This is a genomic window from Latilactobacillus curvatus JCM 1096 = DSM 20019, from assembly GCF_004101845.1.
In the GTDB taxonomy this organism is placed as follows: Bacteria; Bacillota; Bacilli; order Lactobacillales; family Lactobacillaceae; genus Latilactobacillus; species Latilactobacillus curvatus.
The window spans coordinates 344,343-370,257 of record NZ_CP026116.1; the positions used below are offsets into that span (position 1 = coordinate 344,343).

24 protein-coding genes and 2 pseudogenes are annotated in these 25,915 nt (G+C 42.4%); 20 read left to right on the forward strand and 6 right to left on the reverse strand.

Features of this window, described 5'->3' with window-relative positions:
- Positions 1-11 precede the first annotated feature (11 nt).
- Positions 12-266 carry a 30S ribosomal protein S20 gene (gene rpsT, locus LCU_RS01885; protein WP_004271117.1) on the reverse strand — a complete coding sequence of 85 codons (255 nt, stop codon included), beginning with the start codon at positions 264-266 and terminating at the stop codon, positions 12-14.
- A 276-nt stretch (positions 267-542) separates the two neighbouring features.
- Between rpsT and rpsO the strand changes: the two genes are divergently transcribed.
- From rpsO to LCU_RS01925, 8 genes are all read left to right on the forward strand, one after another.
- A complete protein-coding gene (rpsO, locus tag LCU_RS01890; protein ID WP_004271112.1) occupies positions 543-812 on the forward strand; it encodes a 30S ribosomal protein S15 in 270 nt (89 codons plus the stop codon).
- Between the two features lie 202 nt (positions 813-1,014).
- Positions 1,015-2,733: a ribonuclease J gene (locus tag LCU_RS01895; protein ID WP_056966011.1), complete on the forward strand. Its 1,719-nt coding sequence runs from the start codon at positions 1,015-1,017 to the stop codon at positions 2,731-2,733.
- Between the two features lie 82 nt (positions 2,734-2,815).
- The gene (locus LCU_RS01900) at positions 2,816-3,760 is read left to right on the forward strand and encodes a hypothetical protein (protein WP_056966010.1); all 945 of its coding nucleotides are present in this window, start codon (positions 2,816-2,818) and stop codon (positions 3,758-3,760) included.
- A 220-nt stretch (positions 3,761-3,980) separates the two neighbouring features.
- Entirely contained in the window at positions 3,981-5,171 is a 1,191-nt protein-coding gene (gene tuf / locus LCU_RS01905; protein ID WP_039099648.1) for an elongation factor Tu, read from the forward strand.
- A gap of 208 nt (positions 5,172-5,379) precedes the next feature.
- Positions 5,380-6,675, forward strand: coding sequence for a trigger factor (gene tig / locus LCU_RS01910; protein ID WP_056966007.1), 1,296 nt, complete (start codon positions 5,380-5,382; stop codon positions 6,673-6,675).
- Positions 6,676-6,882: 207 nt separating this feature from the next.
- Positions 6,883-8,136, forward strand: coding sequence for an ATP-dependent Clp protease ATP-binding subunit ClpX (gene clpX, locus LCU_RS01915; RefSeq protein WP_039099649.1), 1,254 nt, complete (start codon positions 6,883-6,885; stop codon positions 8,134-8,136).
- A 197-nt stretch (positions 8,137-8,333) separates the two neighbouring features.
- The gene (yihA, locus tag LCU_RS01920; protein ID WP_004271111.1) at positions 8,334-8,933 is read left to right on the forward strand and encodes a ribosome biogenesis GTP-binding protein YihA/YsxC; all 600 of its coding nucleotides are present in this window, start codon (positions 8,334-8,336) and stop codon (positions 8,931-8,933) included.
- On the forward strand, positions 8,933-9,226 hold the full coding sequence (locus LCU_RS01925) for a nucleoside triphosphate pyrophosphohydrolase family protein (RefSeq protein ID WP_004271114.1): 294 nt from the start codon (positions 8,933-8,935) through the stop codon (positions 9,224-9,226). Before yihA ends, LCU_RS01925 begins: the two co-directional genes overlap by 1 nt.
- A 112-nt stretch (positions 9,227-9,338) precedes the next feature.
- On the opposite strand, the gene LCU_RS09870 is transcribed toward LCU_RS01925, so the two are convergent.
- The gene (locus LCU_RS09870; RefSeq protein WP_004271218.1) at positions 9,339-9,491 is read right to left on the reverse strand and encodes an SPJ_0845 family protein; all 153 of its coding nucleotides are present in this window, start codon (positions 9,489-9,491) and stop codon (positions 9,339-9,341) included.
- A 177-nt stretch (positions 9,492-9,668) separates the two neighbouring features.
- Between LCU_RS09870 and LCU_RS01930 the strand changes: the two genes are divergently transcribed.
- The 7 genes from LCU_RS01930 (at position 9,669) to LCU_RS01960 (ending at position 16,033) form a co-directional block, all read left to right on the forward strand.
- On the forward strand, positions 9,669-11,090 hold the full coding sequence (locus tag LCU_RS01930; RefSeq protein WP_371857630.1) for an ABC transporter substrate-binding protein/permease: 1,422 nt from the start codon (positions 9,669-9,671) through the stop codon (positions 11,088-11,090).
- Positions 11,083-11,814, forward strand: a complete 732-nt coding sequence (locus LCU_RS01935) for an amino acid ABC transporter ATP-binding protein (RefSeq protein ID WP_056966004.1) — start codon at positions 11,083-11,085, stop codon at positions 11,812-11,814. The genes LCU_RS01930 and LCU_RS01935 overlap by 8 nt, the downstream gene beginning before the upstream one ends.
- 69 nt (positions 11,815-11,883) lie before the next feature.
- Positions 11,884-13,662 carry an excinuclease ABC subunit UvrC gene (gene uvrC / locus LCU_RS01940; protein ID WP_056966001.1) on the forward strand — a complete coding sequence of 593 codons (1,779 nt, stop codon included), beginning with the start codon at positions 11,884-11,886 and terminating at the stop codon, positions 13,660-13,662.
- A gap of 176 nt (positions 13,663-13,838) precedes the next feature.
- Positions 13,839-14,090 (forward strand): IS3 family transposase, encoded by a 252-nt coding sequence (locus LCU_RS10045; protein ID WP_002816285.1) that lies wholly within the window; start codon positions 13,839-13,841, stop codon positions 14,088-14,090.
- A 53-nt stretch (positions 14,091-14,143) separates the two neighbouring features.
- Positions 14,144-14,560, forward strand: a complete 417-nt coding sequence (locus tag LCU_RS10050; protein ID WP_244924708.1) for an IS3 family transposase — start codon at positions 14,144-14,146, stop codon at positions 14,558-14,560.
- An 87-nt stretch (positions 14,561-14,647) separates the two neighbouring features.
- Entirely contained in the window at positions 14,648-15,577 is a 930-nt protein-coding gene (locus LCU_RS01955) for an IS30-like element ISLpl1 family transposase (RefSeq protein ID WP_003592463.1), read from the forward strand.
- A gap of 24 nt (positions 15,578-15,601) precedes the next feature.
- A complete protein-coding gene (locus LCU_RS01960) occupies positions 15,602-16,033 on the forward strand; it encodes an IS3 family transposase (RefSeq protein WP_280525411.1) in 432 nt (143 codons plus the stop codon).
- Positions 16,034-16,154: 121 nt separating this feature from the next.
- Here the strand turns inward: LCU_RS01960 and LCU_RS10145 are convergent.
- Positions 16,155-16,478 (reverse strand): annotated as a pseudogene (locus LCU_RS10145) (helix-turn-helix domain-containing protein); the annotation flags it as partial.
- 222 nt (positions 16,479-16,700) lie between these two features.
- Between LCU_RS10145 and LCU_RS10200 the strand changes: the two are divergent.
- The 5 genes and pseudogenes from LCU_RS10200 (at position 16,701) to LCU_RS01985 (ending at position 22,200) form a co-directional block, all read left to right on the forward strand.
- Positions 16,701-16,778, forward strand: a complete 78-nt coding sequence (locus LCU_RS10200) for a GH32 C-terminal domain-containing protein (protein WP_336275717.1) — start codon at positions 16,701-16,703, stop codon at positions 16,776-16,778.
- A gap of 129 nt (positions 16,779-16,907) precedes the next feature.
- Positions 16,908-17,747, forward strand: coding sequence for a YitT family protein (locus tag LCU_RS01970; RefSeq protein WP_004270886.1), 840 nt, complete (start codon positions 16,908-16,910; stop codon positions 17,745-17,747).
- A 101-nt stretch (positions 17,748-17,848) separates the two neighbouring features.
- Positions 17,849-18,331, forward strand: coding sequence for a MarR family winged helix-turn-helix transcriptional regulator (locus LCU_RS01975; protein ID WP_056966505.1), 483 nt, complete (start codon positions 17,849-17,851; stop codon positions 18,329-18,331).
- Between the two features lie 13 nt (positions 18,332-18,344).
- Positions 18,345-20,855 (forward strand): annotated as a pseudogene (locus tag LCU_RS01980) (excinuclease ABC subunit UvrA).
- Positions 20,856-20,859: 4 nt separating this feature from the next.
- A complete protein-coding gene (locus LCU_RS01985; RefSeq protein ID WP_056966503.1) occupies positions 20,860-22,200 on the forward strand; it encodes a replication-associated recombination protein A in 1,341 nt (446 codons plus the stop codon).
- A gap of 33 nt (positions 22,201-22,233) precedes the next feature.
- Here LCU_RS01985 and LCU_RS01990 read toward each other — a convergent pair whose 3' ends face one another.
- Genes LCU_RS01990 through LCU_RS02000 form a run of 3 tightly spaced genes read right to left on the reverse strand, consistent with a single transcriptional unit; the run spans position 22,234 to position 25,862 of the window.
- Entirely contained in the window at positions 22,234-24,168 is a 1,935-nt protein-coding gene (locus LCU_RS01990; protein WP_056966501.1) for a PTS fructose transporter subunit IIABC, read from the reverse strand.
- Between the two features lie 24 nt (positions 24,169-24,192).
- A complete protein-coding gene (pfkB, locus tag LCU_RS01995) occupies positions 24,193-25,110 on the reverse strand; it encodes a 1-phosphofructokinase (protein WP_054644649.1) in 918 nt (305 codons plus the stop codon).
- Positions 25,107-25,862 carry a DeoR/GlpR family DNA-binding transcription regulator gene (locus LCU_RS02000; protein ID WP_004270879.1) on the reverse strand — a complete coding sequence of 252 codons (756 nt, stop codon included), beginning with the start codon at positions 25,860-25,862 and terminating at the stop codon, positions 25,107-25,109. Before LCU_RS02000 ends, pfkB begins: the two co-directional genes overlap by 4 nt.
- Between the last annotated feature and the right edge of the window lie 53 nt (positions 25,863-25,915).

Sequence of the window (25,915 nt, forward strand, 5' to 3'; positions counted from 1 at the left end):
TTGTGGTTAAATTATTTAGCCATCATTTTGTTTAAGCGTGACTTGTCACGGCCAGCTTTGTTGGCATGGATTAAGCCTTTTGTTGAGGCCATATCGATTGCGCGTGTAGCAGCTTTCAATAGGTCTGCAGCTTCTTCGTTGCCTGCTGTTTTAGCAGCTTTGAACTTTTTGATTGCTGAACGCATTGTGCTTAATTGAGAAGCGTTACGTTGGTTAGCTTTTTCAATTGTTTTCACACGTTTCATAGCAGATTTAATTTGTGGCATGTTGTTCACCTCCGATGGGTTTCACTATCTTTATAAAAAAGATTTTTAATTTCAACAGTCGTTATTATACCAAAATAGTGAGAGTGATTGCAATAAAAACTTGTAAAGTATTTCAACTTGACTGCTTAAATAGTTTGAAACTGTGCCTTGCTTTTGACGCTAATATTTAGTAAACTTGAAAAGTGCTTATTGCACAGGCCTACTACTCTGTTTAGCGACGTTCACCCGACGCTTTACGTTGTTCTAGGCTATTATACCAGAAGGGTGGAAATTAGCATGGCTATTTCACAAGAAAAAAAGAACGAAATCATTAACCAATTTGCTCGTCACGAAGGCGACACAGGTTCAGCAGAAGTACAAATCGCTGTATTGACTGCAGAAATCAACTCATTAAACGAACATTTATCTGTTCACAAGAAAGATCACCATTCATATGTTGGTCAAATGAAGAAGATCGGTCACCGTCGTAACTTATTACGTTACCTACGTGAAAGCGATGTTCAACGTTACCGTGAATTAATCAAGAGCCTTGGCTTACGTCGTTAATTCATTTTCAAAAAGCGGGTCCGTTATGCGGACCCGCTTTTTTTGTGCTCAAAAGGCTTTTAGTAATCAAAAGCTGTTAGTTTGTTTAAATTGTGATAAAATATGAGTTAGACTTTAAGGCGGATGAGTTTTAAACGAATGAACGACTAAAACAAACAAAATAGTTTGGGGAATAAATTCCTCAAGTGCTAGAGGTGAAAGAATGAGTAACATTAAGATTATGCCACTTGGCGGTGTTCGTGAAAACGGTAAGAATTTGAACATTGTTGAAGTGGACGACGAAATTTATGTATTAGATTGTGGGTTGAAATATCCAGAAACTGAATTATTGGGGATCGATATCGTTATTCCTGATATGACCTATTTAGAAGAAAATGCAGACCGTGTTGCTGGGATTTTCCTAACACATGGTCATGCTGATGCGATTGGAGCGCTTCCTTATTTCTTAAAGGAACATGATGTACCAGTCTTTGGGTCTGAATTAACGATTGCTTTAGCTAAAATTACGGTTAGCAGCGAACCAAAATTACGTAAGTTCCAAAACTTCCACGTCATCGATGCGAATACAGCAATCGATTTTGAACGCGCAACCGTTTCATTCTTCAAGACAACGCATACAATTCCAGGTTCATTAGGGATTGTCGTTAAGACGGATGAAGGACAAGTCGTTTATACTGGGGACTTTAAGTTTGATCAATCAGCAATGCCAATGTATCAAACGGATTATGCACGCTTAGCTGAAATTGGCAAACAAGGTGTTTTAGCACTCTTGAGTGATTCTGCTAATGCGGAATCACCATTTGCAACGGCTAACGAACGCGATATTGCTGAATCCATCTTAGAAACGTTCAAGTATCAAACGGGTCGGATCATTGTGGCTTCAGTGGCTTCAAATATTATGCGGATTCAACAAGTCATTGATGCGGCTTATAAAACAGGCCGTAAAGTGGTTTTAACGGGTCGTGATTTAGAAAAAATCGTCCGGACAGCAATGAAATTATCGATGATTATTTTGCCAGATGACGATATCTTGGTCCAACCTAAAGATTTAAGCACACTTGCACCAGAACAAACAGTGATCTTAGAAACAGGTCGGATGGGCGAACCAATCAAGGCGCTTCAAAAGATGGCAACTAGTCATCATCGTTTAATTCACATCGAAGAAGGCGACTTGGTTTATTTAACGACATCTCCTTCACACGCGATGGAAACGATTTTAGCGAAGACCAAAGATATGATTTATCGTGCGGGTGGCGAAGTTAAGGCGGTTGGCGATGATTTACATGCTTCAGGCCATGCCAATAAGAATGACTTGCAATTAATGTTGAATTTAATGCAACCAAAATTCTTAATGCCTGTTCAAGGCGAATACCGGCAACTAGCAGCACACGCTGATATTGCTCATGAAACAGGAATGGATTACAAAGATATTTTCATCGTTGGTAAAGGCGATATTGTCGCTTACGAAAAAGGGAAGATGCATGTTGGCGGACAAGTTGACGCAACTGACGTCATGATTGACGGTAGCGGTGTCGGCGATATCGGGAATATCGTTTTACGCGATCGGAAATTATTATCAGAAGACGGGATTTTTATCGCTGTTGTTACGATTGACCGCAAGAATAAGAAGATTATCGCGGAACCGAAAGTCACCGCACGTGGTTTTGTTTACGTGAAGACTAGCAAAGATTTAATGGCTGAGAGTGCCGAAATTATCAAAAATGCGGTGCAAAATAATCTGGACAACAAAGAATTTGACTGGAGTCATTTGAAACAAGATGTCCGGGAAAACTTAAGTCATTACTTGTATGAACAAACGAAACGTCGGCCAGTGATTCTACCAGTGATTATGGAAATTAATCAAAATCATCGTCGTCAAAGAAAAGATAATAAACCAAAGGCTGAAAAAGCCGCTGAATAACATTTAGAAACAATAGCGTCTGGATCAGGTCAGTTGATTCTAGGCGCTATTGTTTTATTAATTGTCAAAAGGAAGTGATTGAATGGGTGACATTACGCAATTTCCAGATCAGTATGATCGGCTGATACGGATGGGGAAAGTAGCGTTAAATCAACAAAATTGGCAGCAAGCATGCGACCATTTTGAAGCTGCGTATCAACTAGAACAGACGTTGTCGGCGAATTTATTGTGGTCCAGTGCGCTGATTGAAGCTGGTGATCCGCAAACAGCATTGACAATCGTCGAAGAACAACAAGCGGACTACTTACAACAAACAGATTTAGTGCGGTTTTATCTTGCATTATTACTGAATAACCACCGTTTTATTACGGCAAATCAAGTGTGGGAGGCATTACGCCATGCGACGATTGCCCCGCAAGTCATTAAGACGCTTAGAATGATGATTACGGCTGCGGAATTAGAATACCAAGCGAATCACCAAGCAGCGATTCAAAAGCAAGCAGAGGGCCTCTATAACCTCACTGCGCACCCATTAGCTGAACAGCTAGCAATGTTGACGCAGGCTGAACAATTACCACGTAATGTTTATGTCACCAGTATTGCGCCCATTTTAACGAATCCTTACAGTCATGCTTTCGTGAAGACGACTGTCATTGAAACGCTCGTCCAGCTGAATATTGAACAATTAGTCACGATGCAATGGTTTGAACAGACAAAAACTTTTGTACCTGCCGATATCCAACTGATGGAGGAGAGCCCGACGTTTAATGCGGTGTTAGCGGCGTTAAATGAGCAGTTAGCCACTGAAGATCCGACTTTGTTAGCACAAGTGATGGCGGATGTTGAGATGGGATTTGCATATTTATATCCTTTTGAAGCTGAAATCATGTATAATCCTACGGAGTGGGCGCAAGCATGGCTCAAACAGTTACTGGGTCCGGATTATACCGCGTCAGTGGTTATTTCAGAAAAGATACAGGACTGGGTGAAAAAGTTGCAAGAAATGACAGGGAAACTTGATTTTTAGAGTAGAAAACACCTAAATATCGTTTCAAAACTGACTTTTTTTGAGCATTAAGTGTTTACAAACGCGCTCATAGCAGATATAATCATTTTTGAATTCTTCAAGTGTAAAAAAACACTTTGATTTTAGCGCTTGAAGTATTATAATATTATGTAAAGGATTATCAGTTTAGTAAATCTAAACACTGATTTTTTCTTGCGAAAAATACAGGAGGTTCGTTTTAATGGCAGAAAAAGCACATTACGAAAGAACAAAACCCCACGTTAACATCGGTACTATCGGACATGTTGATCATGGGAAAACAACTTTAACAGCAGCAATCACAAAGATGTTGGCAGACAAAGGCTTGGCTGAAGCTCAAGACTATGCAAACATCGATGCTGCTCCAGAAGAAAGAGAACGTGGTATCACTATCAATACAGCCCACGTTGAATACGAAACAGAAAACCGTCATTATGCACATATTGACGCCCCAGGACATGCTGATTACGTTAAGAACATGATCACTGGTGCTGCTCAAATGGACGGTGCTATCTTAGTTGTTGCCGCAACTGATGGCCCTATGCCACAAACACGTGAACATATCTTACTTGCTCACCAAGTTGGTGTTGACTACATCATCGTCTTCTTAAACAAGACTGATTTAGTTGATGATGACGAATTAACGGACTTAGTTGAAATGGAAGTTCGTGAATTATTATCAGAATACGATTTCCCTGGTGACGATATTCCAGTTATCCGCGGTTCAGCACTTGGTGCATTGAACGGCAATGCTGACGACGTTAAAGCTGTTGAAGAATTAATGGCTACTGTTGACGAATATATCCCAACTCCAGAACGTGACACAGACAAACCATTCTTGATGCCTGTTGAAGACGTATTTACGATCACTGGTCGTGGTACTGTTGCTTCAGGTCGTATCGATCGTGGCCAAGTTACTGTCGGTGACGAAGTTGAAATCGTTGGTTTGAAAGACGAAGTTGCTAAGACAACTGTTACTGGTTTGGAAATGTTCCGTAAGACATTGGATCAAGGTCAAGCCGGCGATAACGTTGGTGCTTTATTACGTGGTATCGACCGCGATAGCATCGAACGTGGCCAAGTTTTAGCTAAACCAGGTTCAATCCAAACTCACAAGAACTTCAAGGGTGAAGTTTATATCTTGAGCAAGGATGAAGGTGGTCGTCATACACCATTCTTCTCAAACTATCGTCCTCAATTCTTCTTCCATACAACTGATGTTACAGGTGTTATCGAATTACCAGAAGGTGTAGAAATGGTTATGCCTGGTGATAACGTAACATTTACTGTTGAATTAATCTCACCAGTTGCTATTGAAAAAGGTCTTAAGTTCACTGTTCGTGAAGGTGGCCGTACTGTTGGTGCCGGTGTCGTTAGTGAAATTATCGACTAATATTCAACCTAGTTGAATCGAAAAACTCGTAGTGTAAAAACTGCGAGTTTTTTTGTGCATTAAATTCGATAAAAGTTGGCCTGAAACGACTAAAATATCGGATTTTATCGCTTTTTAGACCAATAAATATTTACAATTTAGGTTAAATAGTTTATGCTGATTAAGTATGCAATTGATAGATTGTGAATATAACTGTCGGAGGGAAATTATGTCAGCAAAATGGGAAAAAAAGGGCACCAATGATGGTGAACTAACCTTTGAAATTGATTTAAGTAAAATTAGTGAAGGTTTGGACGTTGCGTTCAAACGTGTACGTAAAAATATCAACACACCAGGTTTCCGTAAAGGTAAAATGCCTCGCCAAATCTTTAACAAGATGTATGGTGAAGAAGCCCTTTATGAAGATGCTTTAAATGCAATCTTACCAGAAGCTTATGATGCTGCTGTTAAAGAAGCTGCTATTCAACCAGTTGATCAACCACAAATTAATGTTGAAAAAATGGAAAAAGGCGAACCTTGGGTGATTACTGCTCAAGTCACCGTTAAACCAGAAGTAACTTTAGGCGACTATAAAGGCTTAGAAGTACCAAAACAAAGCCGTCGCATTACAATCAAAGACGTTGATCAAGAAATTGAAAACCGTCGCGAACGTCAAGCTGAATTGGTATTAAAAGAAGACGCAGCTGCTGAAAAGGGTGATACTGTTGTCATCGATTATGCTGGTTCTGTAGATGGCGTACCTTTTGATGGTGGTCAAGCAGACAACTATTCATTAGAACTTGGCTCAAATTCATTCATTCCAGGTTTCGAAGATCAATTAGTCGGTCACAAAGCAGACGACAACGTTGATGTTAAAGTAACCTTCCCTGAAGATTACCAAGCAGAAGAATTAGCTGGTAAAGAAGCCATCTTCAAGGTAACAATCCATGAAGTGAAAGCTAAGGAATTACCTGAATTAGATGACGAATTTGCTAAAGATATCGACGAAAGTGTTGATACATTAGACGAATTAAAAGAAAAAATTCGTGAAGAATTAAAACAACAAAAAAATGATGCTGCAGATGCTGCTATCCAAGATACAGCCGTTGCTAAAGCAACTGAAAATGCAACAATCGCTGAATTACCTCAAGCAATGATTGACGAAGAAATCAACAGTCAATTACAACAATACTTAGGTAACATGCAACAACAAGGTATCAACCCGGAAATGTACTATCAAATCACTGGTACAACTGAAGATGATTTGAAGAAACAATTCGCTGGTGATGCTGACAAACGCGTTAAGACAAGTCTTGTACTTGAAGCCGTTGTGGAAGCTGAAAACATCGAAGCAACAGACGAAGAAGTTGCTGCAGAACTTAAGAGTTTAGCTGAACAATACAATATGGAAGAAGCTGCTGTTCGTAGCGTCTTATCAGATGACATGTTAAAACATGATATCGGTGTTAAGAAAGCAATCGAAATCATTGCTGATTCAGCTGTAGAAGTGAAAGACGCTAAATAAGGTCGTCTGATCAATCCAAGCTTTAAATGATGCTAAAAAGCGGGTTCAAGGTGTTTACTTTGGACCCGCTTTTGTGTCATTGACGGTGTGCGAGTAACTTTACTTTATTCTAGACCATAGTTATGCTATAGTCTGAATTACGTTGTAGGGGTGTATTTTAACGACTCACAGCGGTAAGCGTATATCGAGAAAGGGGAGAATCCCAGTATGCTAGATGATACAGAAACAACTAACGGACCCGTAACGTGTTCGTTTTGTGGGAAGTCGCAAGATCAAGTGAAAAAGATCGTGGCTGGCCCTGGTGTTTATATCTGTAACGAATGTATCGACCTTTGCAAAGAGATTATTGATGAAGAGTTTAAAGATGAGGCCTTCAGTGATTTACTAGAAGTGCCAAAGCCAAAAGAAATTTTAGCCATTTTAAATGATTATGTGATTGGTCAAACAGAAGCGAAAAAAGCTTTATCTGTCGCAGTCTACAACCATTACAAGCGGGTCAACCAAATGTCAGTGGCCGAAGAAGGCGATACTGAATTACAAAAGAGTAATATTGCGTTAATTGGACCAACTGGTTCCGGGAAGACATTCCTTGCGCAAACCTTAGCGCGGATTTTAAATGTGCCATTTGCGATTGCAGATGCCACGACTTTAACTGAAGCGGGTTACGTGGGTGAAGATGTCGAAAATATCCTCTTGAAGCTGTTGCAAAATGCAGACTTCGATGTTGATCGTGCTGAACGCGGGATCATTTACATCGATGAAATCGACAAGATTGCCAAGAAGAGTGAAAACGTCTCGATCACGCGTGATGTTTCTGGTGAAGGGGTCCAACAAGCCCTCTTGAAGATTCTTGAAGGAACGATTGCTAGTGTGCCACCTCAAGGCGGTCGCAAGCATCCACAACAAGAGTTAATCCAAATTGATACGACCAATATTTTATTCATCATTGGTGGCGCCTTTGACGGCATCGAAACGATTGTTAAAAACCGCTTAGGTGAAAAGACAATTGGTTTTGGAAGCAAGAATGGTCAAACTACCAATGAAGATCAAAGCTTAATGCAACAAATTGTAACGGAAGATTTAATGAAATTTGGGATTATTCCTGAATTCATTGGTCGGATTCCGATTACCGCTGCATTGGAAAAACTGACTGAAGATGATTTGGTGCATATTTTAACTGAACCTAAGAACGCGCTCGTTAAGCAATACAGCAAGTTGATGGCCTTGGATAATGTTGAATTAGAATTTACACCAGAAGCACTCCATGCGATTGCACATCTAGCGATTGAACGAAACACGGGGGCCCGTGGTTTACGTTCGATCATTGAAGAAGTCATGATGGATATGATGTTTGATATTCCAAGTCGTGAAGACGTGGCTAAAGTTGTTGTAACGAAAGAAGCGGTGGATGGCACAGCCAACCCACAACTCTTTTTAGCTGACGGACAAGAAGCGTCATAAAAATTAAAAGACTGCCGGGACAAATTAGATTTTGTCGCGGCAGTTTTTTTGCGTTAAGGGACTTTTGAAACGGTACAATGACGCGATTTAACGGGGTTAAGAAGATGTGTTAACCATGAAACTAGAGAGATGTCAACGGCGCAATAATTATTTATTTATGCTAAACTAACATTCGAAGGAAATAATCGGAGGTTATTATGGAAGTACATGATGTTGAAATGGTGATGAGTGCGGTAGCTGCTTCGCAGTACCCAACTGATCAATTACCTGAAATTGCGTTATCTGGTCGCTCGAATGTCGGTAAGTCTTCATTGATTAATAAATTAATCAATCGTAAGAGTTATGCCCGGACATCTAGCAAGCCAGGTAAGACACAGACTTTAAACTTTTACCGCGTTGAAAACGAACTTTACTTTGTCGATGTCCCTGGTTATGGGTATGCCAAAGTTTCAAAGAAGCAACGTGAGAAGTTTGGGCAAATTATCGAGGCTTATTTAACCAGCCGCTCAAATCTAAAGGGGCTTATTTCATTAATTGACGGCCGTCACGAACCAACCGATGATGATATCGCGATGTACGTTTTTGCGAAGTATTATGATATCCCTGTTTTAGTGGTTGCTACTAAGATGGATAAGATCTCAACGGGAAAATGGAATCGTCAAGAAAAAATCATCAAAGAAGCGCTTGATTTTAATCCAGTCGATCAATTTGTCTGCTTTAGCGCACTGACTGGTGCTGGTAAAGAGACAGTTTGGGAATGGATTGAAAAGCAATGTGCAATAGGGGGACAAGCATAATGGAATTTAATGACTATCAAAAGTTAGCCAACCGAACGTTATATGGTAACGAACAAGTGTTAACTAACTTAGCTTTGGGCTTAGCAAGTGAAAGTGGTGAAGTGGTTGATATCGTTAAAAAATATGCGTTCCAAGGCCACGAACTAGATGAAAAAATGATGTCTAAGAAAATCGGCGATGTGCTTTGGTATTTATCACAAATTGCGGAATGGAATAACCTCGACTTTGATAAAGTCGCGCGCGAAAACATTGAACAATTAAAACAACGCTACCCAGAAAGACACGCAGAATAAAGCGTACAATCGCGTTAACCGAAAGGCGATTGCAAATGACGCACGTTTAAACCAGCAAAAAGGCGGTAAGACAAAAATGAATTTGTCTTACCGCCTTTTTTGCTGTCTTTGTTTAATGCTTTTCTTTTTGTTCTGCATCTACCTTTTTTAATTTATCAGCTGTTTCTTCAACTTGTGCTTCAACTTTTTGGCGTTCTTCTGGTAGTGATGCGAATTTATCGAATAAACCGGTTAAATCGGTCTTGTTAGTGACTTTTAAGCCCATCGTAATCCCTCTTTTCTAATTTGCATCTATCATACCAGATAATAACGGTTTCGCCAATGATTCACTTTTTATAAATAAATATTGCATAATTATTTAATTGGTTGTATGATAGTCCTAATCAGAGGAGGAGATAATATGACGATTAAAAAATTACTCACTTTTGTTGGGTTACCATTCATGGTAATGTTAACGTTTTTCATGATTCAGCAGCAGCCCGTTTTGGCAGCTGGACAGACGGTTAGCCAAGTGCAAGCTAAAAAAACGTTGGTTTTGGGGACCAGCCCCGATTATGCACCTTATGAATTTTTAGTGAATAAAAACGGTAAGAACAAGATTGTCGGTATGGATATTCAAGTCGCACAGAAGCTAGCTGATGATTTAGGCGTTAAGTTAGTGGTGAAGTCGATGGACTTTGATGCGTTATTGGTTGGTTTGGAAACCGGTAAAGTCGATATGGTTATTTCGGCGATGTCACCAACGGATGAACGAAGCAAGAGTGTTGATTTTTCTGATGTTTATTATCTCGGTGGTCAATCAATCTTAGTCAATAAAGCTGATGCGAAGATTTACCACTCCAAAAATAGTTTTAACGGGAAAAAAGTGGGGGTCCAAACGGGGAGTCTCCAACAAACACTCGCTAAAAAGCAAATTAAAGATGCGCAGATTACGGGCTTGGCCAAAGTCCCAGATCTCGTCCTTGCATTAAAGAGTCATAAAATCGACGGGATTGTGGCGGAAGAACCAGTCGCAACCGCCTATGCAAGTAATGATCCAGAACTCGTTCAAATTAATGGGAAATTTGATTTAGGCGCAGACATGCAAGGATCAGCGATTGCCTTTCCAAAGGATTCGCCAACCTTAGTCGCTGCTGCTAATAAGAGTATCGGGCAAATTAAAAAGCAAAAATTAATTCCGCAATACTTAAAGAACGCGGGCCAACTCATGAAGGTCAATACGCACAACACTAGCATGTGGCACTATTGGTCATACTTCGCTAAAGGGATTGGCTACACATTATTCATTACGATTGTTTCAATTGCAATTGGGATTTTAATTGGGGTCCTCCTAGCCTTTGGGCGTTTGGCCAAGAATAAGTTGGTGCGTGCGCTGGCAGTCATGTATATCGAATTTGTTCGGGGCACACCGTTGATGATTCAAATCATGTTTGTCTACTTCGGGATTGGCTTATGGGTCAACATTCCAGCACTTTTGGCAGGGGTAATTGCCGTTTCCTTAAATAGTGCGGCGTATGTTGCTGAAATTATCCGTTCAGGGATCAATGCGATCGATGCTGGGCAAACTGAAGCTTCAAGAAGTTTAGGCTTGTCACAACGCGATACAATGCGTTACATTGTTTTACCACAAGCCCTGAAGAATATCTGGCCTGCTTTAGGGAACGAATTCATTTCTTTAATCAAGGAAAGTTCAATCGTTTCCATTATCGGGGTCACTGATTTAATTTATCAACTCAAAGTGGTTCAATCAGCAACTTATAAAGGCGTTGCACCGATTTTTGTTGCGATGGTGATCTACTTTATCATGACCTTTAGTCTCTCGAAACTTTTGAACTATGTGGAAAGGAAGATGCAACATGCTTAAGATTAATCAATTGGTTAAAAAATATGGGGACAACCTCGTGTTAAATGGTGTTAGTGGTGAAGTCCAAGCTGGTCAAGTGATTGTTGTCATCGGCCCTTCCGGTGGGGGTAAGAGTACGTTATTGCGGTGCTTGAACCGTTTAGAGGACCCAACGAGTGGCCAAGTTCTGTTTGAAGGCACCGATTTGATGACGTTATCTGAAAAACAGCTTGATCAGATTCGGACAAAGATGGGGATGGTTTTCCAAAACTTTAACCTTTTCCCCAATTTAACTGTCCTCGATAACTTAACGTTGGCGCCACAAAAAGTGAAGAAAGAATCAGCGGCCGAAACAACGGCTAAAGCAAAAGCGTTGCTTGAACGCGTTGGTTTAGCGGATAAGGCGGATGCTTATAGTGATCAACTCTCTGGTGGGCAGAAACAACGGATTGCAATTGCGCGGGCATTAGCGATGTCACCCGACGTATTGTTATTTGATGAACCGACATCTGCGCTCGATCCAGAAATGGTCGGCGAAGTCCTCAAGGTAATGCAAGACTTAGCACAAGAAGGGATGACAATGGTTGTTGTCACCCACGAAATGGGGTTTGCGCGCGAAGTGGCGGATGAAGTCTGGTTCATGGCAGATAGTCAAATTGTTGAAAAAGGGGACCCCGAAGCCATTTTTGACCATCCGCAAGAAGAACGGACGCAACAATTTTTAGCCAAGGTCCTAGCACAATAGTTGCAATTTAGCCAAAAACACGTAAAATAGAAAGACGAACACTTGTTTTTAATTAAAGGAGTGGTGTTTTTGGCAAGCGAACACATTGAACATAAATTAGCACTCTTACCCGCATTACCTGGTTGTTATATCATGAAGGATATCAATGCCAAGATTATCTATGTGGGTAAAGCAAAAAATCTTAAAAACCGCGTGCGCTCGTATTTCAAGAGTAGTCACGAAGGAAAAACGGCCAAATTGGTCTCTGAAATTGTCGATTTTGAAACAATCATCACATCGACAAATAAAGAGGCCTTTTTGTTGGAAATTACGTTAATCCAGAAACACCAACCTTACTTTAATATTAAACTTAAGCGGGGCACAGGCTACCCCTACATTAAAATTACGAATGAACGCGATCCGCGCCTACTGATCACGGGGGATGTCAAAAAAGATGGCGGCTTTTATTTTGGCCCTTATCCGGACGTGTATGCCGCCCAAGAAACATTGCGATTCTTACAACGGGTTTATCCTTTACGACGCTGTCAGGGACATCAAGGGCGGCCCTGTTTGTATTATCATATGGGTCAATGTTTGGGCGCGTGTTTCAAAGAAGTGCCTGAGAGTGTCTATGCGGCCCAAATCAAGGAGATTAAACGTTTCTTGAATGGGCAAGTTGATCCGGTTAAAAAAGAACTGACGGCCAAGATGACTACGGCTGCTGAAGAGATGCAGTTTGAACGCGCCGCAGAATTGCGCGATCAGCTCCACTACATTGAAGCCACCGTTGAAAAGCAGAAAATTATTTCTAACGATAATACCCCGCGCGATTTATTTGCCTTTTATTTGGATAAGGGCTGGTTATCGATTCAAATCTTCTTCATCCGCCAAGCACGGTTGATTCGGCGTGAAAAGCGGCTCTTCCCGTGTGTCAGCACACCTGAAGAAGAATTGGCAACCTTTATTTTACAATGGTACAACCGCAAGAATAATGTGTTACCCCGCGAAATTCTGGTTCCAGAAGGGGTCGAAAAGAAAGTCCTCACCGAAATTTTGAATGTGCCGATTCGCACGCCGCAACGTGGTGAGAAAAAAGCTTTGATGGAAATGGCGCAGAAAAATAGTCGGCTTGTGTTGGAAGAGAAGTTCCGTTTATTGGAACTCGACAACCGCAAGACCGTTGGGGCGCAAGATGAGATTATGGACGCGCTTGGCTTACCACATGGCCACGTGATTGAAGCATTTGATCATTCGCATATTCAAGGGACTGATCCTGTCTCAGCGATGGTCACGTTTGTTGATGGTCGTGCCGAGAAGAAACTCTATCGCAAGTATAAGTTAACGCAAACGACAGATCGTGCAGGCGCCAACGAAGATGCCAATACGCGGGAAGTCATTTTCCGGCGGTATTCGCGATTGCTCAAAGAGGATAAACCACTGCCTGATTTGATTTTAATGGATGGTGGAATTGTGGAGCTCAATGCGGCTAAAGACGTCTTAGAGAACGAATTAGGGCTATCAATTCCCGTTGCAGGGATGGTCAAGGATAATCATCACAAAACCGCCTCGTTGTTATATGGGGAAGTTGATCAAACCATTCAGTTGGATCCAAAGAGCCAAGGCTTCTACTTGTTAACGCGAATTCAAGACGAAGTGCATCGCTTTGCCATCAGTTTCCACCGCCAATTACGCGGGAAGAATTCGTTGAGTTCTAAACTCGATGACATCAAGGGGGTTGGTCCTAAGACGCGGACGAAACTCTTGAAGAATTTTGGTTCGATGAAACATATCAAAGAAGCTTCAGTGGCGGAACTCGAAGCACTCGGGATTCCTAAGACTGTGGCGCAAACGATTAAATTATCACTTTAAAAGCCTAGGTCAGACAACTATTATTTGTCTGACCTAGGTTTTTTTAGGGTGCTAATGGTTGGTTAACGGTTTTTTTTACCCACTTAGTAGCCAATTGGATGTAAGCTGATTCCTGAGACAACTTTTAAGAGAGGGTATAATGAATAAATCATCTCTCAAAAGGAAGGAATTTTTACATGCCAACTCGTTACGACAAAGAATTCAAACAAAACATTATCAACCTATATAAGCAAGGCGAATCAGCTGCCCAACTGGCCAGAGAATATGGCATTGGCTATTCAACAGTTCATAAGTGGATCCAGGGCCAGGCCAAAACTCAATCCGGTAAATCGCCAGACGAAATCAAAGCGATGGAAAAGCGACTGGCTTCGCTGTCTGAGGAGAACGAAATCCTAAAAAAAGCCCTGGGCTTCCTTGCGCAGAAGTAACCAATATCTTTGATTACATTCACCAAGAAAGCCATCACCACCAGGTAACCAAGATGTGCCGGATCCTCGGTGTTTCCAGAGCTCAGTATTATCGTTATCGATCCCCCAAACCTTCAAAACGCCGGGCCGAAGATGCGGGCTTGAAACAACGGATTCTGCGGATCTTTGCGGAATTTAAGCAGCGATACGGTGTTATGAAGATCCACCATGAATTGAATCTGGAACTTCAACCACTGCAGCTTCGGTGCAGTCCACGACGGATTTCCCGGCTCATGAAGGAACTGGATAGCCACTCCGTTACCGTCAATAAGTGGAAAACGGCTTCGGCTTCCAAAACCAAGGTTGAACAGCGTCCCAACTTGCTTAAGCAGGATTTCTCGACCACTGGTTTAAATCAAAAATGGACCGCTGATATGACCTGTATTCAAACGAAGGGTAATGGCTGGTGTTACTTATCAGGTAGATTGTAAAATTAATCCGAACGCTGTTCGGACAAAAAAGATCAGCTTCCTTTAAAATGGTGTTTACCACAAACCCATCTTTTAGGAGCTGATCTTTTGTCTAGTATAACCTATTCCGAACGAATTAAAATCGAAACCTTTTGTGAACTAGGGCTGTCCAATATCCAAATGGGCGTTCGGCTGAACCGATCACCGTCAACAATTTCTTATGAATTATCTCGATGTCAACCTTATCAGGCTGAATTAGCACAAACAGATGCCGAATACAAGCGATCACGATGTGGTCGGAAAACTAAGCTGAGCGATGAGTTAAAGCAAAAAATTCTCAACCATTTACGTCTAAGCTGGTCACCAGGAATGATTGCTCACGAATTTAAACTAGCTACTAAATCTATTTATAATTGGCTAAATCAGGGGAGAATTGGCTTCTCCTTGAATGATCTACCTGAACATGGCGTACGCCAACGGCGTAACGTTGACCAACGATCCAAATATAATCAATCTTTGGGGCGATCAATTGAACAGCGTCCCATGATGATTAATCAACGTAAGCGCATCGGCGATTTTGAACTAGATACAGTCGTTGGTCCTCGTGGGCATAGTAAGGCAGTTTTATTAACTTTAATCGATCGCAAATCACGGTTCCTTTGGGCATACCGGTTAAAAGATCGGACGACAGCGACTGTTAATGAAGCACTAACTAAGTTCCTAACCACTTTTAATGGTCCGGTGCACAGCTTTACTGTGGACCGTGGCACTGAGTTTAGTGGGCTAGTATCACTTGAATCACAATATGGTATTAAGACCTATTACTGCCATGCTTATACTCCAGCTGAACGTGGTAGTAATGAACGCTTTAATCGGAATTTACGTTATTTTTATCCTAAAGGGACTCGTTTTGAGCACATTAGTGCTCAAGATTTAACGACGACGTTACTCCAAATTAACCAGCGACCGCTTAAAATACTCGACTGGCAAACACCGTATCAGGTTATGCTGACAAATTTGTCCAAAAATTCGGATTAAATTTGCAATCTACCATCAACCATCATGGACCTGCACTCACGACGGATTATCGGCTATTCGTTCTCAAAAAAGATGGATACTGATTTAGTCTTAAAGACCCTTGAAAGCGCGGTTAAAAATCGAACCATTACTGGGGACCTGATTATCCATACGGATTTAGGATCACAGTATACCAGCGATGATTACAATCAACGTTTAACTGAGCTACATATCCGCCACTCATACAGCCGTAAGGGTTATCCGTATGATAATGCGCCAATGGAATCCTTTCACGCTTCCCTCAAAAAGGAATGTGTTTATCCAGTGCCGGTCTTTGAAGATTATGAAACTGCCGCTGCCGTCCTTTTTGAATATGTGCATGCTTTCTACAATAGGAAGAGAATTCATAGTTCACTGGGCTACCAGACCCCCTTACAAGTTGAAATTGCAACACTTACGAGCCAAATGGCCGCCTGATTTAATGCTTTCCAGGGTTCAAATAAGTTATTAATCGCGATTAATGATTTATTTGAGCTGTGGAAGGTAAACGCGGTTCTGAATGTCTCTTAAAATCTGTCTCAAATATTGACTTCAATCCGATAAAATCAGCGACACCGACGAGTTTCAAAGGTCGATGACAGTGGGCTCGATTAGCTTCGTACTTAGCTTGTGCTGTTTCTGGTGAGTATACAGCGTAATATTGGCGTTGACCATTCACTTTTTTTACTTGGTCGATCTCGCCGCGGCACAATTCATTATTGATTGTTTGATGACAAACATTAAGCGCTCTGGCAATTGCACGATTGGAATAGCCTTGGCTGTGCAGCGTAGCAATTCTGCCTCGTTCAAACGAAGTTAGGTGCTGACCTTTTTTTCTGACTGTGGTATTCTGTTCTTGCATCAAGACAATAACCTCTTTCATTGTTTGTGTAGGAACATCAATGATAACAGAGATTTGTCTTGGTGTTTTTTATTTTATCAATTAGCTAAAAGTATTTGGCTAACTTGATTATAAAACGCGCGAATAAAAATCTATCAAAATGTTGTCTTGAAAAAGTATCAGGACCGGTTATATTTTGAAAGACGTCAATGGGCAACATCAAAAATTGAAAGGCGTCAAATTACAGGAAATATTGATGATGTATTGCTGATTGTTGATAGGGACATTGTGGAAGTATATACAATGGATGGGCTTCAAGTAATGACTGGCAGAGTGTTCTAAAGTAAGTAAATGGTTTCTTAGCACAGGAAAAATATAGAGTATTGTAAATTAATAGTTAATCAATTGTTCTTTAATCTCCCACCCTAAATATGGTACGCTTATGTTAGTTTGAACGAGGACGTGAGTGGGATGCAGAAAAAAGCACTTTTTAAAAATGGTCTCGGGATTATCATTGGCGCCTTGATTTATGCGGTGGCGATTAATGATTTCCTGATTCCTCATCATATTGGTGAAGGTGGCGTGACTGGCTTAACGGCGATTGGCTACTATGCGTTAGCAATTCCGCCAGCTGCTACGAATTTGGTTCTAAACGGTTTATTAGTGATTGTCGGCTTTAAGTATTTAGAGAAGCAAACCATCTGGTATTCGGTCTGGGCGGTACTCTGGATTTCTATCTTCTTGCGGCTCCCGCATTTTATCGGCTACCATACGACACAGACGATCATTCCGACGATAATTGGTGGCGTCTTGATGGGGATTGCAATGGCGATTATTATTCATTGCCAAGGGACGATTGCTGGTAGTACGATCTTAGCGAAGATTGCCAATCGCTATTTAGGGATCCAAAACGGCTCTGCGATGCTTTTTTTTGATTTAATTGTCGCCATTCCATCCGGCTTCATTATCGGCTTCCAAAATATGCTCTTAACGATTATTGAATTGTATTTATCAGCAGTCGTTTTGAATAAATTGTTGGCTAAATTTGGGGCAAAACGCGCGGTGACGATTATTTCGGATCAATATGCAACGATTGCCCAAACATTGTCGACGCAATTCCACCAGGGCATCACGATCATTAAAGCGCAAGGGTACTATAGTCAAAATGACCGGCCGATGCTGTATGTCATTTGTACGGCCAAACAACTCGCGACGCTCGTACCGGTGGTCTCAACGATTGACAAGCAGGCGCTAGTAGTAGTCGAAGAAGTCCGCAGTGTCCAAGCAGAACAATTGAAACAGCTTCTTTAGAAACACCGTGGTTGACCATGGTGTTTTTTACTCGCTAAAATTAGTTTTATATAGTAAGATATAATTAATGCTGATATAAAAACAATTTAGGAGTGGACGGGATGAAAACCAAAAAGGGTGGTTATTTAACTTTGAAGATTCGCTTATTAAATACCCGACTTTTTAATCGTTATTTAACGGCTGATCCACGCGCGTGCTATAACGCTGAACAGGGGAAAATTTTGTCAGCATTGTGGGATCATCATCCGCAAACTGCTACGGAATTGGCACAAGTGACTGGCTTAGCCAATAGTAGTTTATCGTTGATGTTACGGCGCTTAGAAGAACAGGGATTATTGATGAGTGAGCAATCGCCACTTGATAAGCGCAAGCGGGTCTTTGACTTAACTGAACAAGGCGCTAATCAGCAACAGGTCGGTGATGACGTTAGTCAACGATTGAGCGCCGTTTTTTACAAGGGCTTTTCGGATGCTGAAGTGGCAGCTGTTGACGGCTATTTAGAACGAATTTTAGCGAATTTAGAAGCAGAGGCGGCTGTTTTTAACCGTCAAGCAAAAGGGGAGCGAACCAATAATGACAATTGAACAACCAACGTAGATTGAAGTGCGTGGCGGGAACGTCAATAACTTGAAAAATATTAACGTCGATATTCCGTTGAACCAATTTGTGGCGATTTCGGGACCGTCTGGTTCAGGAAAAAGTTCGCTTGCGATGGGGATTTTATATGCAGAAGGCTCACGGCGTTATTTAGAGGCGTTGTCGACGTACACGCGGCGCCGAATCACGCAGAATAAACGCTCACAAGTCCAAGAAGTGCGGCATATTCCATCAGCGATTGCACTTCGGCAACGACCAAGTATGCCATCAGAACGGTCAACTGTTGGTTCGATGAGTGAGATTTTTAATGTCGTCAGATTGATTTTTTCACGGTTAGGGACGACACGTTGTCCAAATGGGCACGTGATTCAACCAAGTCTAAAAATTGCCCAAGCGATGGACTTAGCTGGCGATAAAATGGGGATTATTACGTGCCCTACTTGCCAAGTGCAGTTTATGGCTAAATCGGCCGAAGACTTTGCCTTTAATTCAGCTGGCGCCTGCCCAGAATGTCATGGGACGGGGCAGATTCAAACGTTAGATGATCGCAAAATCATCGCGGATGAAAATCTCAGTATTGAAGACGGAGCGATTGCCTCATGGCGATTGCCGGGCCGGAATTTCATGCCAACCGTTGCTGCCCACATTGGGGTCCGAATTGATGTCCCTTACAAGGACTTGACGGCCAAGGAAAAAGAAATTGTCCTGCATGGTAAACGGGCGAAGTATGCGGTTGATTTCCATACCTCAACGGGCCGTGTGTTTAGTACGGAGAATACCCTCTATGAAAATGCTTATGACGCTGTTTATGAATCGCTAAAATCGGTTAAAAGTGATCGGGCAATGGCTAAAGTCAATTCATTTTTCCATTTTTCAACCTGTCCAACGTGTCATGGGACCCGGTTAAATCCGGCATTACTGACCCAAACAGTTGGCGGACAAAACATTGCAGCAGTTTCTAATTTGACGTTAGGCGCATTAGAAGATTGGGTGCGTGCTACTAAGGCCGACTTACCGGATGAAATGTAGCAAATGGCGACAATTTTATTTAAGAACCTATTAGAAACACTGCAACCGTTACTAGAATTAGGGTTGGATTATTTAACGTTGTCGCGCAATGGGAATACATTGTCAACTGGCGAGCTCTAACGGATTCAATTGGCGCGGACGTTGCGAACAGCGACAACTGGTGTGTTGTACGTTTTAGATGAACCATCGATTGGGCTGCATCCTGACAACGTCGAACGGCTAATTCATATTTTCCGGCAGCTAGTGGCACAAGGCAATTCGTTAGTGGTAGTTGATCATGAAGTGAATATCATCAGTAAAGCGGATTGGGTGATTGAAATTGGGCCAGAAGCTGGGCGCAAAGGGGGACAAGTGATTGCCCAAGGGAAACCCGCGGATTTGATCCAGAATCCACAGTCCCTGATTGGCCACTATATCGCTGGTCGAGCGAACATCTTATATCCTAAAGTCACTGCCGCAACGACTGGTGAGCAGACAACGATGACGGTTGGCCAATATTTTAATCTGCATGATGTCACAATCAAAGTGCCAGATAACCAAATTACGGCGGTTTCTGGGTTTTCCGGCGCCGGGAAGACGAGTTTGATTCTAGATAGTTTAGTGCCAGCAATTGAAGCGCACCACCAACATGAGCAATTACCCGAGCAGGTCACCCAGTTGACGACCGATTTAACGTCAGTCGTCAGCATTGATGCCAAGCCGGTTGGTAAGAATACACGCTCAACACTCGCGACTTATACGAGTATCATGAACAATCTGCGGAAATTATTTGCTGGTTTACCAGAATCACAAGTGCATCATTATGGGATCGCGCACTTTTCGTATAACAATAAAGAAGGCGCCTGTCCGAACTGTGGTGGGTTAGGCAGCATTATTTTGGATATTCAATATTTGCCAGACATGGAAGAAACCTGTCCAGAATGTCATGGTAACCGCTACAAACCAGATATTGAAGCCATCAAGTGGCAAGGCTATAGCATCGTTGATCTATTGGCTTTATCGGTGGAAGAAGCAATCCCGGTCTTTGCAGATGTGCCAGCAATTCAAAAGGAACTTAAGATTCTCAAAGAAATTGGCTTAGCTTATTTACACCTTGGTGAAAGTACACCGAGTCTTTCGGGTGGCGAAGCACAGCGCTTAAAACTCGCAACGCATTTGAATAAAAAACGGGCGGGCACTTTATTCGTCTTCGATGAACCTTCTGTTGGCTTGCATCCGCGCGATGTTGAAACCTTAGTAGGCGTCATCAACCAGCTAAAATCCAAGGGTGCCTCCATTATGATGATTACCCACGACCTTGATTTGATGACCAATGCCGATTACCTGATCGACTTGGGGCCTAAAGGTGGTAGTCAAGGGGGCCAAGTGATGGCGATGGGTGCACCATTTGAGCTTGTTGCCTCAGACGCGGAGAGTTTAACCTTAAGTTATTTACGGGCACATTTTAAGAAGTTTCAATTAACAACAACTAAAGTGGGGTGAAAAAATGGGACAAACCTCTTTGTTTGATCAAGAGATGGCGATGAATGCGCCGCTTGCTAATCGGGTCCGACCGTCTGATTTAGACAGTTTTGTCGGTCAGAAGCATTTAGTCGGACCAGGCAAGTTTTTACGCGAAATGATTGATAAAGATCAAGTGACTTCGATGATTTTCTGGGGACCACCCGGCGTTGGGAAGACCACGTTGGCGGAGATTATCGCGCGCAAGACGGCTTCGAAATTTATCACGTTTAGTGCCGCGATGAATGGGATCAAAGAGATTCGGAAGATTATGAATGAAGCCGAAGAAAACCGCCAACTGGGTGAGCGAACGATTGTCTTTATTGATGAAATTCACCGGTTTAACAAGGCGCAACAGGATGCTTTTTTACCGTATGTTGAAAAAGGCAGCATTATCCTAATTGGTGCGACAACCGAAAATCCGTCGTTTGAAATCAATTCAGCGTTGCTGTCGCGTTCACGCGTTTTTGTGCTAAAGCAATTGACGGAAGCGGACATTATTGAGTTGCTACAACGGGTTTTAAAGGCGCCCCAAGCCTTCCCGGATTTAACGGTTCATATCAGTGATGAATTATTGAAGCAAGTCGTCATCTTTTCGAATGGGGATGCACGGACGGCGCTGAATATTTTAGAAATGTTAGTTATTAATAGTGATGTGCAAGACCATCAAGTGACCGTCGATGGCGATCTATTGGGGGAACTGCTAAATAAAAAAACCGCCTATTATGATAAAGACGGTGAGGAACACTATAATATTATTTCGGCTTTGCATAAGTCGATGCGCAATAGTGATGTCGACTCAGCGATTTATTGGTTGGGGCGGATGATTGACGGTGGCGAAGACCCGATTTATATTGCTCGGCGGCTCGTTCGTTTTGCGAGTGAGGACATTGGTCTGGCCGATAACAATGCATTGAATTTAGCAATGAACGTCTTTCAAGCTTGTCAGGCGATTGGCTTACCGGAATGCGACGTGCATTTAACACAGTGCGTGATTTATCTATCGCTTGCGCCGAAATCAAACGCCACTTATAAGGCGCGGACAGCGGTGCAAAAGGATATTAAAAAGACGATTGATGAACCCGTGCCATTGCACTTGCGTAATGCGGCGACGAAATTGATGAAGGAAGTCGGTTACGGCAAAGGATATCAACTCGCACATTTCTACGATGATAGATTGACCACGATGCCAACTAGACCAGAGAGTATCGCCGACCATATTTATTACCGGCCGACCGAACAAGGCAATGAAACGCGGATGAAACAACGTTTGAATTACATTAATGAATGGAAACAAAAGCACAATACTGATTTTCAAGATAAATAAAAAGTCGCAGTCATTTGACTACGACTTTTTAAATTAAGCTTCTTTTGCCACTGGACGCCAGAGGCCTAAGATTAGGGCACTGACAAATGTTCCGATTAACACGGCAAGCACAAAGAGTAGGCCGTGGTTGGCAAGTGGTGCCACGAAGATCCCACCATGTGGTGCAGGGACAGTGATTTGCCATAATTGGGTTAAACCACCACCGATTGCTGAACCGATAACACTTGAAACAATCACGTGTAACGGATCTGATGCAGCAAATGGAATGGCACCTTCAGTAATGAATGAAATCCCTAATACATAGTTTGCGAAGGCTTGTTTCCGTTCACTACCGGTAAATTTGTTTTTGAAAATAGTAGCAGCAACCGCGATTGCCAATGGTGGGACCATCCCACCAGCCATGACAGCGGCCATCAATGAACCATCTTTGGTGGTTGTGAAGACACCGATTGCGAAGGTATAAGCAGCCTTGTTGAAAGGACCGCCCATATCAACGGACATCATGCCACCTAAAATCGCACCAAGTAGTAATGCGTTACCAGCCCCTAAGTGTGTTAAGAAGGTACTCAACCAGAGGTTAATTTGAGCAAAGACTGGGTTGATCATGAAGTACATAATAAAGCCAACAATCAATAGTCCTAATACAGGGAATATTAAGATTGGTTTTAAACCATCAAGGGTTTGTGGCAAGTTTTTGAAGACTTTCTTCAAACCAACGATCACCCAACCAGCGATGAACCCAGCAGCTAAACCGCCAAGGAATCCGGCTGGACTCTTTGAAGCAAGGACACTGGCTGTTGCTTGGCTAGCCATGTAGCCCCCGACAAATCCGGGCATTAAGGCAGGCCGATCACCGATTGAAATCGCGATGTAAGCAGCAAGGACCGGAATTAAGAAGTTAAAGGCATTATTGCCTAATGAGTTCAAGAAAATAAAAGTGGTTGAATGTGCGCCAACGGTTTGTTCCAAAAGGAATGAGATGGCCATCAAGATCCCACCACCGACAACGAATGGTAACATGTTTGAAACACCATTCATTAAATCTTGGTAGATGCGACTCCAAAGGGTTTTCTTGTCAGCTGAAGCTTCTTCGCTTGATTGGCTTTCAGTTGCGTGATAGATTGAGCCTTCTTCATCCAATGTTTTTTGAATCAATTCAGCTGGTTTCTTGATGCCGTCGATCACGGGACGGTTCAAGAGATGTTTACCATCAAAACGAGGCATATCGACTTTCTTGTCGGCAGCGATGATAACCCCTGTTGCGCGGTTAATATCGTCAGCGGTTAATTGGTGTTTAACGCCTTCAGAACCGTTTGTTTCAACTTTAATGTCGATGCCCATTTTAGCAGCTGTTTCTTTCAAGGCAGCTTCGGCCATGTAAGTGTGGGCAATCCCAGTTGGGCAGGCTGTGACAGCAACGATGAATGGTTTTTGATCATCAGCTGGCGTTGCGGCTGCGGCTTGTACTTTAGCGGCTTCTTCAGCTTCTTCCTTCGCATCTTCTGCGTCTTTAGCAGCTTGAGCCTTAGCAAAGAGCGTTTGCACGTCTTCTGGTGTTTGGGCTTGTTTCAAATCAGCGACTAATTGTGGGTTGATTAAAAGGGATGAAAGACCAGCCAAGGCTTGTAAATGCGTATCGTTAGCGCCTTCTGGAGCGGCAATCATGAAGAACAAGTAAACGGGTTGGCCGTCTAGTGCGTCATATTCAACACCGTTTTGACTTTTAGCGAATAGCACAGTTGCGCGTTGAACGGCACTGTCTTTTGCATGGGGCATTGCAATCCCTTCGCCAATTCCAGTTGATGATTGGGCTTCACGAGCCAAAATATCTTTACGATAGAGGGCGTCATCTGTGATAACACCGATGTCTTTATAGCGGGCAACCATTTCATCAACAGCGGCTTCTTTAGTCGTTGCTTGTAAATCCATGATCATCGCATCTTTTAAGAGTAAATCTTGGATGTTCATAATAAATCTCCTTTGTATTTAAAATTAATCAACTTGTGTGATTTCAATTTGAGGTAAGAGTTCGTTAATCTTAGCGCTAGTGGCTAAATCTTCAGAAAAGGCGGTGGCACTACCACAAGCAAGACTTGTTTTAAAAGCGGCGAGTGCATCGTGATGTTGTGCGAATGTGCCGACAAAACCGGCGATCATTGAATCACCAGCCCCAACGGAATTAATCACTGTCCCTTTAGGTGTACCACCGAGGTAAGCGTGGTCTGGTGTGATTAAAAGGGCACCGTCACCGGCCATTGAGACCAAGACATGTTGGGCACCTTGGTCTAATAATTTGCGACCAGCGGCGATGATTTCACTTTGGTTGGCAAAGTGTGTGTCGAACAGTTCGGCCAATTCGTGATGGTTGGGTTTGATGACCAATGGTTTTTCAGCCAATGTGTCTAACAAAGCTTGACCGGTTGTATCAATTACAAATTCAGCGTTGTGCGCTTGAATCAATGGGATTAAGTCTTTGTAGAAACTAGCCGGTAAATTAGGTGGCAAACTCCCAGACATGAAGACAATATCGCCAGCTTCTAGCTTAGCCAGTTGTTGTTTCAAGTTGGCAACGGCTTCTGCTGAAATGTGTGGGCCTTGACCGTTAATTTCAGTTTCTTCAGTATTGTCTTTTAACTTCACGTTAATCCGGGTGTCTTCTTCGACTTCAGTGAATCGACAGTCGATCGAAGCGTTGTTGAGTTTGCTTTGAATGAATTGACCAGTGAAGCCACCGACAAAGCCGAGGGCAACGCTTGGTAATGCTAATTCGGCAAGGATGCGTGAAACGTTAATCCCTTTGCCACCGGGGAGCTTAACGTCAGATTGGACGCGGTTCACGTTACCGGTATTTAGTTTTTCAAGTTGAATGACGTAATCGATTGATGGATTCGCCGTAATCGTATAAATCAAGATAAAACCTCCTGGATTTCTGTGTGTGAATGATAGTGTTTGTAAACAGATGGTGACAATTGATCAGTAATCAATTGGACTTGTGCCAATGGGGCAAACTTACTGAACGAAACAGCGTCGAATTTTGTGTGATCCGCCAAAACCATCGTTTGGTTCGCTTGTTGAATCGCAAAGCGCTTTAGAGTGGCTTCTTCTGGATCAGGGGTGGTTAGCCCAGCTTCAACATCGATACCGTTTGTGCCAAGAATCGCCTGATTGAATTGGAATTGCAAAAGGGTTTCTAAAGCAGCCGCACCGACCATCGCTTTGGTTTTGCTCTTAACACGCCCACCTAATAGAAAGGTTTGAATTTGGTGATCGGCTAAGAGAGAAGCGGTATCAACCCCATTGGTGACGACCGTCAAATTCATTTCAGGTCTTAAGTAGGGGATGATTGCCTGGGTCGTTGTGCCGGCATCTAAGTAAATGACGCAGCCTTGTTGGATTTGTGCTGCGGCAAACTTAGCAATCGCGTTTTTTTCATGAACGTTCTTGCCGTTTTTTTCAATCTGGCCAAGTTCTTCTTGTAACGTGTTGATGCGCTTAGCACCACCGTGAATTCGAGTAGCAAGCCCTTGTTCTTCGAGCAATTGCAAGTCACGACGGACAGTTGATTCAGAAGCGTTCAATAACTGGCACAAAGATTGCATCTTAACGACGTCTTGTTGCTTTAAAAGTTGTAATATCGCTTGGTGACGTTCTTCTGTTAACATGACAAAACCTCCGTAGCATCATTATGACATCGTTTCCATTCAAAAGCAATCGA

Excerpts from the sequence above, each read along its gene's own strand:
- tig (WP_056966007.1), top strand. The coding sequence starts at position 5,380 with ATGTCAGCAAAATGGGAAAAAAAGGGCACCAATGATGGTGAACTAACC.
- LCU_RS10045 (WP_002816285.1), top strand. The coding sequence starts at position 13,839 with ATGCCAACTCGTTACGACAAAGAATTCAAACAAAACATTATCAACCTA.
- LCU_RS01970 (WP_004270886.1), top strand. The coding sequence starts at position 16,908 with ATGCAGAAAAAAGCACTTTTTAAAAATGGTCTCGGGATTATCATTGGC.
- yihA (WP_004271111.1), top strand. The coding sequence starts at position 8,334 with ATGGAAGTACATGATGTTGAAATGGTGATGAGTGCGGTAGCTGCTTCG.
- LCU_RS01925 (WP_004271114.1), top strand. The coding sequence starts at position 8,933 with ATGGAATTTAATGACTATCAAAAGTTAGCCAACCGAACGTTATATGGT.
- LCU_RS10050 (WP_244924708.1), top strand. The coding sequence starts at position 14,144 with ATGTGCCGGATCCTCGGTGTTTCCAGAGCTCAGTATTATCGTTATCGA.
- LCU_RS01935 (WP_056966004.1), top strand. The coding sequence starts at position 11,083 with ATGCTTAAGATTAATCAATTGGTTAAAAAATATGGGGACAACCTCGTG.
- LCU_RS01930 (WP_371857630.1), top strand. The coding sequence starts at position 9,669 with ATGGTAATGTTAACGTTTTTCATGATTCAGCAGCAGCCCGTTTTGGCA.
- LCU_RS01900 (WP_056966010.1), top strand. The coding sequence starts at position 2,816 with ATGGGTGACATTACGCAATTTCCAGATCAGTATGATCGGCTGATACGG.
- tuf (WP_039099648.1), top strand. The coding sequence starts at position 3,981 with ATGGCAGAAAAAGCACATTACGAAAGAACAAAACCCCACGTTAACATC.
- LCU_RS09870 (WP_004271218.1), bottom strand. The coding sequence starts at position 9,491 with ATGGGCTTAAAAGTCACTAACAAGACCGATTTAACCGGTTTATTCGAT.
- LCU_RS01895 (WP_056966011.1), top strand. The coding sequence starts at position 1,015 with ATGAGTAACATTAAGATTATGCCACTTGGCGGTGTTCGTGAAAACGGT.
- LCU_RS01975 (WP_056966505.1), top strand. The coding sequence starts at position 17,849 with ATGAAAACCAAAAAGGGTGGTTATTTAACTTTGAAGATTCGCTTATTA.
- LCU_RS01960 (WP_280525411.1), top strand. The coding sequence starts at position 15,602 with ATGGACCTGCACTCACGACGGATTATCGGCTATTCGTTCTCAAAAAAG.
- LCU_RS02000 (WP_004270879.1), bottom strand. The coding sequence starts at position 25,862 with ATGTTAACAGAAGAACGTCACCAAGCGATATTACAACTTTTAAAGCAA.
- LCU_RS01985 (WP_056966503.1), top strand. The coding sequence starts at position 20,860 with ATGGGACAAACCTCTTTGTTTGATCAAGAGATGGCGATGAATGCGCCG.
- LCU_RS01990 (WP_056966501.1), bottom strand. The coding sequence starts at position 24,168 with ATGAACATCCAAGATTTACTCTTAAAAGATGCGATGATCATGGATTTA.
- rpsO (WP_004271112.1), top strand. The coding sequence starts at position 543 with ATGGCTATTTCACAAGAAAAAAAGAACGAAATCATTAACCAATTTGCT.
- clpX (WP_039099649.1), top strand. The coding sequence starts at position 6,883 with ATGCTAGATGATACAGAAACAACTAACGGACCCGTAACGTGTTCGTTT.
- rpsT (WP_004271117.1), bottom strand. The coding sequence starts at position 266 with ATGCCACAAATTAAATCTGCTATGAAACGTGTGAAAACAATTGAAAAA.